The organism is Streptomyces sp. DSM 110735 (assembly GCF_016482685.1).
Taxonomy (GTDB): Bacteria; Actinomycetota; Actinomycetes; order Streptomycetales; family Streptomycetaceae; genus Streptomyces.
The window spans coordinates 17,941-30,751 of record NZ_JACYHF010000025.1; the positions used below are offsets into that span (position 1 = coordinate 17,941).

Genomic DNA, 12,811 nt, shown 5'->3' on the forward strand with positions numbered 1-12,811 from the left:
GTCGTTCGAACTCGCATCCAGGTCTCGCCACAACTGTGGCGAATTTCGGCCGTCAACAGGCATGGAATGCCACGATAGTTGACACGGCTCTCGTCCGGGCCCCAGGATCGCAGGGCCGCGAGAAGGCGGCCGAGGCAAGAGGGGTGACCTCTCGATGGCACACCAGGCAGGAGGGCGGCGGCCGGCAGCACGGCCCGTCCCCGAGAGCTCCGAGACGCGGGCGTATCTCGAGGACTACGCCGCCGTGGTGGAGGCTGCCCCGTTCCCCTCGCTCGTCGTGGACCACCGCTGGAACGTACTCCTTGCCAACGGCGCCTTCGGCAGGCTCTTCGGGGACGTGCGCCCCCACCCCACCGCGATGCCCGGCGACAACTTCCTGCGCTTCGTCCTCTTCCACCCCGACGCGGCCCAGGTGCTCGGCGAGCACGAGCCGGGCTGGTGCCTGCCGATGCTGGTCCAGTTGAAGTCCGCGATGGAGGGGTACGGCCACGACCACGAACTCCAGGCGATACGCCGGGACGTGGCCCACGACCCGCTCATGGACGCCGCCTACCGGCAGGGGCTGCCGCACTGGATACGCGCGGTCGGGGAGTCGGCGGCGCGGCTCGACGGCGCCGTACGGCTGCTGCACCACCCCGACCCGCGCCGGGGCACCGCCGAGTGCCGCATCGTCGACGAGACCCCGCCCCTCCTGCGCGAACTGGGCCACCGCAGGCTGACGATGATCCCCCGCGAGCCCGCGGTTCCCACGCACCGGGCCCGGCTGACGATCGTCCCGCCCCCACAGACCTGACCCGGCCCCGTCGGTGTTCAGGTCACCGACGGCGCCGGGTCTTCCGTCGCGGCGATCCCCCCTCCTCCAGGACCGCCGGTCACCTCTGTCTCCGTTACGCAAGCCGCTTGCATCACTTGCGCTACCCTTGCGCGCATGACGCGACGACTTGCGGAAGTGGCGAAGAAGGTCGGGGTCAGCGAGGCCACGGTCAGCCGGGTGCTCAACGGCAAACCCGGAGTCTCCGAAGCCACCCGGCAGTCGGTCCTCACCGCCCTCGACGTCCTCGGCTACGAGCGGCCCACCCAGTTGCGCGGCGAGCGCGCCCGGCTCGTCGGGCTCGTCCTGCCCGAGCTGCAGAACCCGATCTTCCCCGCGTTCGCCGAGGTCATCGGGGGCGCGCTGGCGCAGCTCGGACTCACCCCGGTGCTCTGCACACAGACCAAGGGCGGCGTCTCCGAGGCGGACTACGTGGAACTGCTGCTCCAGCAGCAGGTGTCGGGCGTCGTCTTCGCCGGAGGTCTCTACGCCCAGGCCGACGCCCCGCACGACCACTACCGCAGGCTCGCCGAGCGCAAGGTGCCCGTGGTGCTGGTCAACGCGGCGATAGAGCACCTCGGTTTCCCGGGCGTGTCCTGCGACGACGCGGTCGCCGTCGAGCAGGCGTGGCGCCATCTGGCCTCCCTCGGCCACGAGCGCATCGGCCTGCTGCTCGGTCCCGGCGACCATGTGCCGTCCGCCCGCAAGCTCGCCGCCGCCCGCGCCCTGGCGGGCGACCTGCCCGACTCCCGGGTGGCTCGCGCCATCTTCTCCATCGAGGGCGGTCACGCCGCCGCCTCCCGGCTGATCGACCACGGCGTCACCGGCATCATCTGCGCCAGCGACCCGCTCGCCCTCGGCGCCGTAAGAGCCGCCCGGCGCAAGGGACTTGACGTGCCGGGCCGTATCTCGGTCGTCGGCTACGACGACTCGGCGTTCATGAACTGCACCGAACCCCCGCTCACCACCGTCCGCCAGCCCATCGAGGCCATGGGCCGCGCCGCCGTGGAACTGCTGAACGCGCAGATCGGCGGCACCGCCGTACCCGCCGAGGAGCTGCTGTTCGAGCCCGAGCTGGTGGTCCGGGGCTCCACCGGACAGGCTCCGCGCGACTGAGGTCCGGACCGCGATCCCGGAGATACGGTTGACTGTCGAATAATTACAGATTCCGCGCGACATCTTGCGGCCTCCTGTCGGCGGTGCTTGAGTGTGCGGCGCCCACTGCTCCCGCCGTGAGTGCCCGCCACACCTGTGCGCGGCACCCATGGCTCCCGCCATGAGGGGTCCACCGATGAGAAGCACCGGGTTCCGCCGCACCCTCGCCGCGATCGGCGTCTGTTCCTCCCTCGCGCTCACCGCCGCCGCATGCGGCTCGGGCGACGACGACAGCTCGGCGGGCGGGAAGACCCGCATCACCGTCAACTGCGAGCCGCCCAAGAGCGCCAAGACCGACCGCGCCTTCTTCGAGCAGGACATCGCCTCCTTCGAGAAGCAGAACCCGGACATCGACGTCGTCGCGCACGACGCCTTCCCCTGCCAGGACCCCAAGACCTTCGACGCCAAACTCGCCGGTGGCCAGATGGAGGACGTGTTCTACACCTACTTCACCGACGCCCGGCATGTGGTCGACATCCACCAGGCAGCGGACCTCACGCCGTACCTGAAGGACCTCAAGAGCTACGACTCGATCCAGCAGCAGCTCCGGGACATCTACACCGTCGACGGCAAGGTCTACGGCATCCCGCGCACCGGCTACTCCATGGGTCTGCTCTACAACCGCGCCCTCTTCAAGAAAGCCGGACTCGACCCCGACAAGCCCCCGGCCACCTGGGACGAGGTCCGCGCCGCCGCCAAGAAGATCGCCGCACTCGGCAACGGCACCGTCGGATACGCCGACTACAGCGCCCAGAACCAGGGCGGCTGGCACTTCACCGCCGAGCTGTACTCCCAGGGCGGCGACGTGGTCAGCGCCGACGGCAAGAAGGCCACCGTCGACACCCCCGCGGGTCGCGCCGTCCTGCAGAACCTGCACGACATGCGCTGGAGCGACGACTCGATGGGCAGCAAGCAGCTCCTCATCATCAACGACGTGCAGCAGCTCATGGGCTCGGGCAAGCTCGGCATGTACCTCTCCGCGCCGGACAACATCCCGATCCTGGTGAAGGAGAAGGGCGGCTCCTACAAGGACCTCGCGCTCGCCCCGATGCCCGGCGGCAAGGGCACGCTCATCGGCGGCGACGGCTACATGTTCAACAAGAAGGACAGCCCCGCCCAGATCCGCGCCGGGCTCAAGTGGCTCGACCACATGTTCCTCACCCCCGGAAAGGGCTTCCTCGGCGACTACGCCCGCGCCAAGCAGCACGACGCCCCCGTGGGGCTGCCCGAGCCGCGCCTGTTCACCGGCGCCGCCGACGCCAAGGACCAGCAGGTCAAGAAGGCCAACGCCAACGTCCCGGTGGAGAACTACCAGGCGTTCCTCGACGGCAACCACAGCCTGGAGCTGAAGATCGAGCCGCCGCACGCCCAGCAGATCTACTCCGTCCTCGACGGCGTGGTCTCCGCCGTCCTCACCAAGAAGGACGCGAACATCGACCAACTGCTCAAGGACGCGTCCGGCAAGATCGACGGCATCCTCGCCCGGAGCTGACGCCATGACGAAGACGGCCGAGCGGCAGCCCCCCGCGGTCGCCGCCCTCCCGGCCCCGCCCGGTCCCGCCCCGGCGGGCGGCGGCCGGCGCCGCCGGGTCCTGCTCGACCAGGCCCGCGCCTACGCCTTCCTGCTCGGCGGGCTGATCTGCTTCGCGCTGTTCTCCTGGTACCCGGCGATCCGCGCCGTCGTCATCGCCTTCCAGAAGTACACCCCCGGCTCCCCGCCCGAATGGGTCGGCACCGCCAACTTCACCCACGTCCTGGACGACCCGGAGTTCGGCGCCGCCTGGCGCAACACCCTCACCTTCACCCTGCTCGCGCTGCTCCTCGGCTTCGCCGTCCCCTTCGTCCTCGCCCTCGTCCTCAACGAACTCCGGCACGCCAAAGCCTTCTTCCGGGTCGTCGTCTACCTGCCGGTGATGATCCCGCCCGTGGTCAGCGCGCTGCTGTGGAAGTGGTTCTACGACCCGGGCGCGGGCCTGGCCAACGAGGCGCTGCGTGCCCTGCACCTGCCCACCTCGAACTGGTCCAACGGCACCGACACCGCGCTGATCTCCCTGGTGATCGTGGCGACTTGGGCCAACCTCGGCGGCACCGTCCTCATCTACCTCGCCGCGCTCCAGTCCATCCCCGGCGAGCTGTACGAGGCTGCCGAACTCGACGGGGCGAACCTGCTCCAGCGCATCCGGCACGTCACGATCCCGCAGACCCGGTTCGTGATCCTGATGCTGATGCTCCTTCAGATCATCGCCACCATGCAGGTGTTCACCGAACCGTTCGTCATCACCGGCGGCGGACCGGAGAGCGCGACCGTGACCGTGCTCTACCTGATCTACAAGTACGCCTTCCTCTACAACGACTTCGGCGGCGCCTGCGCCCTCAGCGTCATGCTGCTCGTCCTGCTCGGCGCCTTCTCCGCCGTCTATCTGCGGCTCACCCGCACCGAGGGGGACGCGTGAACACCCGTACCGAGGAGGGCACATGAGCACCCGCACCGAGGGGGAAGCATGAGCACCCGCACCCTCGTCTCCCCGGCCACCCTCGCCCGCCCGCGCGGAAAGACCGTCTACTGGACGGTGTTCACCGCCGTCGTCCTCCTCTTCGCGCTCGCCTTCCTCTTCCCCGTGTACTGGATGGCGTCCGGCGCGATGAAGTCCCCGGACGAGATCGCCCGCACACCCCCCACCCTCGTCCCCGAGCACTGGCACCTCACCGGCTACACCGACGCCTGGGACCTGATGCAGCTCCCGGAGCACCTGTGGAACACGGTGGTGCAGGCGGCCGGCGCCTGGGCGTTCCAGCTCGTGTTCTGCACCGCCGCCGCCTACGCCCTCTCCAAGCTGAAGCCCGCCTTCGGCAAGGTGGTCCTCGGCGGCATCCTCGCCACCCTGATGGTCCCGGCGCAGGCACTGGTCGTCCCCAAGTACCTGACCGCCGCCGACCTGCCCTTCCTCCACACCAGCCTGCTCAACGACCCGCTCGCCATCTGGCTGCCCGCCGTCGCCAACGCCTTCAACCTCTATCTGCTCAAGCGGTTCTTCGACCAGCTCCCGCGCGACGTGCTGGAAGCGGCCGAGATCGACGGCGCGGGCAAGCTGCGCATCCTGTGGTCGGTCGTGCTGCCCATGTCCCGGCCGGTGCTCGGCGTGGTGTCGATCTTCGCGCTGGTCGCCGTCTGGCAGGACTTCCTGTGGCCGCTCATGGTCTTCTCCGACACCGACAAGCAGCCCATCAGCGTGGCCCTGGTCCAGTTGTCGCAGAACATCCAACTGACCGTGCTCGTCGCCGCGATGGTGATCGCGAGCATCCCCATGGTGGCCCTGTTCCTCGTCTTCCAGCGGCACATCATCGCCGGGATCAGCGCGGGCAGCACCAAGGGCTGACCCGGGTCCGACGCACGGGTGACCCGCCCCCCCGACAGAAAGGCACGCACCGTGGCACAGCCCACCCCTGCCCGCGCGACCGACGACTGGTGGCGCTCGGCCGTCATCTACCAGGTCTACGTCCGCAGCTTCGCGGACGGCGACGGCGACGGCACCGGGGACCTCGCCGGGGTCCGCGCGAAGCTGCCCTACCTCGCCGAACTCGGCGTGGACGCCCTGTGGTTCAACCCCTGGTACGTCTCCCCGATGAAGGACGGCGGCTACGACGTCGCCGACTACCGCGGGGTCGACCCCGCCTTCGGCACCCTCGCGGAAGCCGAGAAGCTCATCGCCGAGGCGAGCGAACTCGGCATCCGCACCATCGTCGACATCGTGCCCAACCACGTCTCCGACCAGCACCCCTGGTTCCGCGCCGCCCTCGCGGCAGGACCCGGCAGCCCCGAGCGCGAGCTGTTCCACTTCCGCCCCGGACGCGGCGAGGACGGTCAACTCCCGCCCAACGACTGGCCGTCGCAGTTCGTCGGCTCCACCGAACCGGTGTGGACCCGGCTGCCCGACGGCGACTGGTACCTCCACCTCTTCACCCCCGAACAGCCCGACCTCAACTGGGACCACCCCGCCGTCCGCCGCGAGCACGAGGACATCCTGCGCTTCTGGTTCGAACGCGGCGTCACGGGCGTCCGCATCGACTCCGCCGCCCTGCTCGCCAAGGACCCCGAACTGCCGGACCTCGCCTCGTCCCCCGAGCCGCACCCCTTCGTCGACCGCGACGAACTCCACGCGATCTACCGCTCCTGGCGCACGGTCGCCGACTCCTACGGCGCGATGTTCGTCGGCGAGGTCTGGCTCCCCGACGCCGAACGCTTCGCGCGCTATCTGCGCCCCGACGAACTCCACACCGCCTTCAACTTCGCTTTCCTGTCCTGCCCTTGGGACGCGACGAGACTGCGCTCCGCCATCGACTCCACCCTCGCCGAGCACGCCCCCGTCGGCGCCCCCGCCACCTGGGTGCTCTGCAACCACGACATCACCCGCACCGTCACCCGCTACGGTCGCGAGGACACCGGATTCGACTTCGCCACCAAGGAGTTCGGCACCCCCACCGACCTCGCCCTCGGCACCCGCCGCGCCCGCGCCGCCGCCCTGCTCTCGCTCGCCCTGCCCGGCTCGGTCTACCTCTACCAGGGCGAGGAACTGGGTCTGCCCGAAGCCGACATCCCCCGTGAGCGCGTCCAGGACCCGATGTACTTCCGCTCCGGCGGCACCGATCCGGGGCGCGACGGCTGCCGCGTCCCGCTGCCCTGGTCGGCGGGGGAACCCTACGCGGGCTTCGGCTCACGCGAGGAGCCCTGGCTGCCGCAGCCCGCCGACTGGGCGGCGTACGCCGCCGACCGGCAGCGCGCGGACCCGCACTCCATGCTCACCCTCTACCGCGAGGCCATCGCCGCCCGCCCCGCCTTCGGCGACGGACCGCTCACCTGGCTTCCCGCCCCCGAAGGCGTGCTCGCCTTCGCCCGCGCGGACGGCGCGCTCTGCGTGGTCAACCTCTCCGACGCACCCGCCGAACTGCCCGCGCACTCCGAACTCCTGCTCAACAGCGGTCCCTTGGACGACGAGGGCCGACTGCCGCAGGACACCGCGGTCTGGCTGCGCGCCTGACCGCACCCGCACCACTTCTGCTATCCCCGGCACCCCCCCCACGAAGGGATCAGCACATGGACACCAGCACCGCCAAGTACCTCAGACTGCCCGCCGTCGGCGCGGCCGTCGCCCTCGCCGCGGGCATGATCGTCGCCGTGGCCCCCGCCGCGCACGCCGCCTCGGGCGCGAACCTGCCCTTCACCTCCGTCGAGGCGGAATCCGCGACCAGTACCGGCACCAAGATCGGTCCCGACTACACCCAGGGCACCGTGGCATCGGAGGCGTCCGGTCGTCAGGCCGTACGGCTCACCTCCGGGCAGCGCGTGGAGTTCACCGTGCCGCGCGCCGCCAACGCCGTGAACCTCTCCTACAACGTCCCCGACGGCCAGTCCGGCTCGCTGGACGTGTACGTCAACGGCACCAAGATCTCCAAGACGCTCCCGGTGACCTCCAAGTACTCGTACATCGACACGAGTTGGATAGCGGGCGCGAAGACACACCACTTCTTCGACAACTCCCGGCTGCTGCTCGGCCAGAACCTCCAGGCCGGGGACAAGGTGGCGTTCCAGGCGACCGGCACCCAAGTGACCGTGGACGTGGCCGACTTCGAGCAGGTCGGCGCTGCCGCCTCGCAGCCCGCCGGGTCGGTGTCCGTCGTCTCCAAGGGCGCGGACCCGAGCGGGAGCGGCGACTCCACCCAGGCGTTCCGCGACGCCATCGCCGCCGCCCAGGGCGGCACGGTGTGGATCCCGCCGGGCGACTACCGGATCACCTCCTCGCTCAGCGGCGTGCAGAACGTGACCCTCCAGGGCGCGGGCAACTGGCACTCGGTCGTGCACACCTCCCGCTTCATCGACCAGTCCAGCTCCTCAGGCAATGTCCACATCAAGGACTTCGCCGTCATCGGCGAGGTCACCGAGCGCGTCGACTCCAACCCGGACAACTTCGTCAACGGCTCGCTCGGACCGAACTCCTCGGTCTCCGGCATGTGGCTCCAGCACCTGAAGGTCGGGTTCTGGCTGATGGGCAACAACGACAACCTGGTGGTGGAGAACAACCGCATCCTCGACACCACCGCCGACGGTCTCAACCTCAACGGCAACGCCAAGGGCGTGCGGGTCAGCAACAACTTCCTGCGCAACCAGGGCGACGACTCGCTCGCCATGTGGTCCCTCTACGCCGCCGACACCAACTCCAGCTTCGAGAACAACACCATCTCGCAGCCCAACCTCGCCAACGGCATCGCGATCTACGGCGGCACCGACATCTCGGTCAAGAACAACCTGGTGTCCGACACCAACGCCCTCGGCAGCGGCATCGCGATCTCCAACCAGAAGTTCCTCGACCCCTTCTCCCCGCTCTCCGGCACCATCACGGTCAGCGGCAACACCCTGGTCCGCGCGGGCGCGATGAACCCCAACTGGAACCACCCCATGGGCGCGCTGCGCGTGGACTCCTACGACAGCGCGATCAACGCGACCGTCAACATCACCGACACGACGATCACCGACAGCCCGTACTCCGCCTTCGAGTTCGTCTCCGGCGGCGGCCAGGGCTACCCCGTCCGCAACGTCAACGTGAGCGGCGCGACCGTGAAGAACACCGGCACGGTCGTCGTCCAGGCGGAGGCGCAGGGGGCGGCGACCTTCAAGAACGTGACCGCGACCCAGGTCGGCGTCGCCGGGATCTACAACTGCCCCTACCCGTCGAACTCCGGCTCCTTCGCGCTCACCGACGGCGGCGGCAACTCCGGCTGGTCCAGCACCTGGTCGGACTGCTCCTCCTGGCCCCAGCCGGGGCAGGGCAACCCGGACCCGGACCCGAACCGCAACCTGGCCAAGGGGCGTCCGGCGACGGCGACCGGCTCGCAGGACGTCTACACCCCGGGCAAGGCGGTGGACGGTGACGCCAACAGCTACTGGGAGTCGGCCAACAACGCCTTCCCGCAGTCCTGGACGGTGGACCTCGGCTCGTCGTACGGGGTGCGGCGGCTGGTGCTCAAGGTGCCGCCGTCCTCGGCGTGGGGCGCCCGTACGCAGACCGTCGCGGTCCTCGGCAGCGCCGACGGCTCTGGCTACTCGACCGTGGTCGGCGCGAAGGACTACCGCTTCGACCCGGCTTCGGGCAACACCGCGACCGTCTCGCTGCCGAGCGGGACGAACCTGCGCTATCTGCGGCTGACCGTGAGCGCCAACACGGGCTGGCCGGCCGGGCAGTTCAGCGAGGTGGAGGCGTACCAGACCTCCTGACGCGAGGGGCGCGGGCGGTCGCCCGGGAGAACCGGGCGACCGCCTGTGCGTCCGTTCGGCCACGATTCGGAAAATTCCTGGTCAGGTCCAGGTCAATCCCCATAGTGTGCCCCGGTGACCACGCAATCGAACATTCCTTCCGACGCCGACCCGAAGGTCCAGCGTCAGGTGCAGCAGCAGGCCGGGGTGGCCGCCTCGGCCGCGGGCGGCGGCACCCTCTTCACCGAGCCCGTGCTCGTGGTGAATCAGAAGGCCAAGCTCATCGAGCTGACCAACGAGTACACGGTGATGGACCAGAACGGCGGCCGGCTCGGCTCGGTCGTCGAGGTCGGTCAGGGCGTGCTGCGCAAGATCCTGCGCCTCGTCTCCAGCCTGGACCAGTACCTGACCCACCGCCTGGAGATCCGGGACGCCGCGGGTCAGCCGCAGTTGCTGCTCACCCGTCCCGCGAAGATCTTCAAGTCCCGGGTCGTCGTCACGCGCCCCGACGGCTCGCCGGTCGGCGAGATCGTGCAGAAGAACATGATCGGCAAGATCAACTTCTCCATGACCGCCGAGGGCCGCGAGATCGGCGCGATCAAGGCCGAGAACTGGCGCGCCTGGAACTTCGCGATCACCGACCACGAGGGCACCGAGGTCGCGCGGATCACCAAGACGTGGGAGGGGCTGGCCAAGACGCTGTTCACCACGGCGGACAACTACGTCCTCCAGATCCACCGCCCGCTGTCCGACCCGCTGCTGAGCCTCGTCGTGGCCGCGGCTCTGACCGTGGACACCGCGCTCAAGCAGGACGCCCGCGGGCTGGGCTGATCCCGCCCCGCGCAGCGAAAAGGCGGCGGCGCGTGTCCGATGGGACACGCGCCGCCGCCTTTCGTACGGGACGTCCGTCACAGGCGCGTCAGCCGGTTCCGCCCCGGCTGACGCGGCACGAGCGCCGGTTCGGCCGTCGCCGTCTCCGCCTTCAGCGCGAGTACGGCGGCGACGGGATGCTCGTCGTCGTACGCCGGAGGTGACGCGGAAGCCGCGTGGGACGGTGTCACCCGGGTCAGCACCACCACGCCCCACGAGGCGAGGAGTGCCCCGGTCACGCCGAGCAGGATCCCGCTGGTACCGCCCTTGAGCCCCTGTCCGAGGAGGGTCAGTCCGATGACCGCCGCCGCGACCGGGTTGGCCAGGGTGACCACCGCGAGCGGGGCGCCGAGACCGCCCCGGTAGGCGGTCTGGGACAGCAGCAGTCCACCCGTGGCGAAGGCGGCGACCAGCACGGCCACCACGATCACCCGGGGGCTCAGGGCGGGACCCGAGTGGTCCGTGGCCGCCACCGTGGCGGTCTGGGTGAGCGCGGAGGCGACACCCGAGGCGAAGCCGGAGGCGGCGGCGTGCCGCAGTCCTGGACGGGTGCCGGGCCGGGAGAGCAGACCGATCACCGCGATGGTCGTCCCCGCCACCGCGAGCGCGGCCGTCAGGCTCAGCACCCGGTGCGGTGCCGGACCCGAGGCGGTGATCAGCAGTGCGCCGAGCCCGAGCAGCGTCAGTGCCGTACCCCGCCACTCCGCCGGGCTGACCCGGCGCCCCGCCGCCCGTGCCCCGAGCGGGACCGCCGCGACCAGGGTGAGGGCGCCCAGCGGTTGGACCACGGTCAGCGGTCCGAAGCGCAGCGCGACGACGTGCAGGAGTGCCGCGCCCGCGTTCAGACCGACCGAGGACCACCAGGCGCCGGTGCGGAGCAGATGGAGCAGACCGGAGCCCGCGTCGCGGGAGGCCAGCCGTTCCTGGGCGACCGCCGCGGCCGCGTAGGCGACGGCGGAGATCAGCGAGAGACCGACGGCGATCAGGATCGCGGCGCTCATCGGACCGCACCCGTGAGCACGGACCCCTCCGGGGCGAGCCGCGCGGGACGCCCGAGGGCGAGCGGGCGGCCCGCGCCGCGTCCCGGCGCGTGGTGCGGCGGGTGGACGACGGCGAGGGCGATGCCGAGCATGGCGGTCGCCACGACCGAGTCGAGCCAGTAGTGGTTGGCGGTGCCCACGATGACGATCAGCGTGACCAGCGGGTGCAGCAGCCAGAGCCAGCGCCAGCGCGAGCAGGTGGCGGCGATCAGACCGACCGCCACCATCAGGGCCCAGCCGAAGTGCAGCGAGGGCATCGCGGCGAACTGGTTGGAGAGGTGGTCGCGGGCGGGCGGGCCGTAGACCGAGGGGCCGTAGACCCGGGCCGTGTCGAGGAGACCGGTGCCGGTCACCATCCGGGGCGGCGCCAGCGGGAAGGTGAACGGCAGGACCAGCGCGGCGGCGGTCACCAGCGCGAGGACCCGGCGCGCCCACACGTAGTGCGCGGGGCGGCGCAGATACAGCCAGATCAGGAACGCCACGGTCGCCGGGAAATGGACGGTGGCGTAGTAGGTGTTCGCCAGGTGCACCGGGGTCGTGCCGTGCAGCAGCAGCGCCTGCACGTCGGTCTCGTCGGGCAGATGGACGGCGCGCTCCAGACCCCACACGCGGTGGGCGTCGCGGAACGCCTCGGCGGTGTGGCCGATGGCGAGCCGGCGGCCGAGCTTGTAGACGAGGAAGAGCCCCGCGACGAGCAGGAACTCGCGCAGCAGCGGCGGCCTCGCTATCGCGTCCGCCCCTCCTGGGGAAGGCTCGGTTCGGGCATTCATCCCCCGGCCCCTTCTTGACGGTGGTGCTGCCGGTCCCGGACCGGATGCCCGGAACTCAGCCATGCGATACGTCTCCGTACCGAAACGTCAGTGTACCGAAACGACCATGTACCGATACGACAGTGTACCGATACGGTCGAGTTCCGGTACGCTTGCGTATCGCTTGAACTGGGGCAACACTGGGAGCGGGCCGCACGGACGCGGTCCCGGGTGACGAGTGAGGGGAAACCACGCATGACGTCGCAGGCCGCGGACGGACCGGACACGGTCGCCGCCTCGCGCCGCTCCAAGATCACGCCGGAGCGTGAGCGGGAGTTCTTCGACGCCGTGCTCGACCAGGTCCGCGAGTGCGGGTACGACTCCCTGACCATGGAGGGCATCGCTTCCAGCACCCGGTGCAGCAAGTCCACGCTCTACCGGCAGTGGAAGACCAAGCCGCAGTTCGTCGCCGCTGCCCTGCGGGCCAACCGCCGGGTGCGCTTCGCCGGGATCGACACCGGCTCCCTCGCCGAGGACCTGCGCCAGGCGGCCCGTGCCGCGGGCGACTGGTCGGGCAAGGACACCCGGCTCCTCCAGGCGCTCATGCCCGCCGCCGCGGTCGACAAGGAACTGGCCGAGGCGCTGCGCGACGCGCTGGTCGCCCCCGAGATCACCGCGCTGGAGAAGATGATCGCGCGCGGTGTGGCCCGCGGCGAGGTCCCGGCCGGGCATCCCGCCCTCGAGTTCGTGCCCGCGATGATGTTCGGCGTCCTGCGGGTACGCCCGGTGCTCAGCGGCCAGTACGCCGACGCCGACTACCTGGTCCGCTTCGTGGAAGCCGCCGTGCTCCCCGCGTTCGGACTCACCTGAGACCCAGGCCGCCGTTCACGGGATGACTGAACGGTGACCTGCTCGCGCCGCACCGTGGGGACGGGGGCGG

Annotated in this window: 11 protein-coding genes; 9 read left to right on the top strand and 2 right to left on the bottom strand. The window is 70.4% G+C overall.

Translation table 11 applies throughout. The features are described 5' to 3' along the window. The first annotated feature begins 154 nt into the window (after nt 1-154). The 8 genes from IF655_RS27290 (at nt 155) to IF655_RS27325 (ending at nt 10,043) form a co-directional block, all read left to right on the top strand. Entirely contained in the window at nt 155-793 is a 639-nt protein-coding gene (locus IF655_RS27290; RefSeq protein ID WP_199587794.1) for a hypothetical protein, read from the top strand. 135 nt (nt 794-928) lie between these two features. Continuing rightward, complete coding sequence (locus IF655_RS27295; protein ID WP_199587795.1) at nt 929-1,927, top strand: LacI family DNA-binding transcriptional regulator; 999 nt, start codon at nt 929-931, stop codon at nt 1,925-1,927. A 175-nt stretch (nt 1,928-2,102) separates the two neighbouring features. Continuing rightward, nucleotides 2,103-3,458: an ABC transporter substrate-binding protein gene (locus tag IF655_RS27300; protein WP_199587796.1), complete on the top strand. Its 1,356-nt coding sequence runs from the start codon at nt 2,103-2,105 to the stop codon at nt 3,456-3,458. A 4-nt stretch (nt 3,459-3,462) separates the two neighbouring features. Further along, the gene (locus tag IF655_RS27305) at nt 3,463-4,419 is read left to right on the top strand and encodes a carbohydrate ABC transporter permease (RefSeq protein ID WP_199587797.1); all 957 of its coding nucleotides are present in this window, start codon (nt 3,463-3,465) and stop codon (nt 4,417-4,419) included. A 48-nt stretch (nt 4,420-4,467) separates the two neighbouring features. Beyond that, nucleotides 4,468-5,343 carry a carbohydrate ABC transporter permease gene (locus IF655_RS27310; protein ID WP_199587798.1) on the top strand — a complete coding sequence of 292 codons (876 nt, stop codon included), beginning with the start codon at nt 4,468-4,470 and terminating at the stop codon, nt 5,341-5,343. 51 nt (nt 5,344-5,394) lie between these two features. Continuing rightward, nucleotides 5,395-7,002: a glycoside hydrolase family 13 protein gene (locus IF655_RS27315; RefSeq protein ID WP_199587799.1), complete on the top strand. Its 1,608-nt coding sequence runs from the start codon at nt 5,395-5,397 to the stop codon at nt 7,000-7,002. A gap of 56 nt (nt 7,003-7,058) precedes the next feature. Then, nucleotides 7,059-9,233 carry a discoidin domain-containing protein gene (locus IF655_RS27320; protein WP_199587800.1) on the top strand — a complete coding sequence of 725 codons (2,175 nt, stop codon included), beginning with the start codon at nt 7,059-7,061 and terminating at the stop codon, nt 9,231-9,233. A gap of 114 nt (nt 9,234-9,347) precedes the next feature. Next, nucleotides 9,348-10,043, top strand: a complete 696-nt coding sequence (locus tag IF655_RS27325; protein WP_199587801.1) for an LURP-one-related/scramblase family protein — start codon at nt 9,348-9,350, stop codon at nt 10,041-10,043. Between the two features lie 77 nt (nt 10,044-10,120). Here the strand turns inward: IF655_RS27325 and IF655_RS27330 are convergent, their stop codons facing one another. Together IF655_RS27330 and IF655_RS27335 are read right to left on the bottom strand one after the other, a co-directional pair. Continuing rightward, the gene (locus IF655_RS27330) at nt 10,121-11,083 is read right to left on the bottom strand and encodes a hypothetical protein (protein ID WP_199587802.1); all 963 of its coding nucleotides are present in this window, start codon (nt 11,081-11,083) and stop codon (nt 10,121-10,123) included. Further along, nucleotides 11,080-11,892, bottom strand: coding sequence for a phosphatase PAP2 family protein (locus tag IF655_RS27335; protein ID WP_199587803.1), 813 nt, complete (start codon nt 11,890-11,892; stop codon nt 11,080-11,082). The genes IF655_RS27330 and IF655_RS27335 overlap by 4 nt, the downstream gene beginning before the upstream one ends. Nucleotides 11,893-12,126: 234 nt before the next feature. Between IF655_RS27335 and IF655_RS27340 the strand changes: the two genes are divergently transcribed. Further along, nucleotides 12,127-12,741 (top strand): TetR/AcrR family transcriptional regulator, encoded by a 615-nt coding sequence (locus IF655_RS27340; RefSeq protein ID WP_199587804.1) that lies wholly within the window; start codon nt 12,127-12,129, stop codon nt 12,739-12,741. The last annotated feature ends 70 nt before the right edge of the window (nt 12,742-12,811 follow it).

Bases quoted from the DNA above. Each gene is read 5' to 3' on its own strand.
- IF655_RS27290 (WP_199587794.1), top strand. From the start codon at position 155: ATGGCACACCAGGCAGGAGGGCGGCGGCCGGCAGCACGGCCCGTCCCC.
- IF655_RS27310 (WP_199587798.1), top strand. From the start codon at position 4,468: ATGAGCACCCGCACCCTCGTCTCCCCGGCCACCCTCGCCCGCCCGCGC.
- IF655_RS27330 (WP_199587802.1), bottom strand. From the start codon at position 11,083: ATGAGCGCCGCGATCCTGATCGCCGTCGGTCTCTCGCTGATCTCCGCC.
- IF655_RS27340 (WP_199587804.1), top strand. From the start codon at position 12,127: ATGACGTCGCAGGCCGCGGACGGACCGGACACGGTCGCCGCCTCGCGC.
- IF655_RS27335 (WP_199587803.1), bottom strand. From the start codon at position 11,892: ATGAATGCCCGAACCGAGCCTTCCCCAGGAGGGGCGGACGCGATAGCG.
- IF655_RS27300 (WP_199587796.1), top strand. From the start codon at position 2,103: ATGAGAAGCACCGGGTTCCGCCGCACCCTCGCCGCGATCGGCGTCTGT.
- IF655_RS27305 (WP_199587797.1), top strand. From the start codon at position 3,463: ATGACGAAGACGGCCGAGCGGCAGCCCCCCGCGGTCGCCGCCCTCCCG.
- IF655_RS27320 (WP_199587800.1), top strand. From the start codon at position 7,059: ATGGACACCAGCACCGCCAAGTACCTCAGACTGCCCGCCGTCGGCGCG.
- IF655_RS27295 (WP_199587795.1), top strand. From the start codon at position 929: ATGACGCGACGACTTGCGGAAGTGGCGAAGAAGGTCGGGGTCAGCGAG.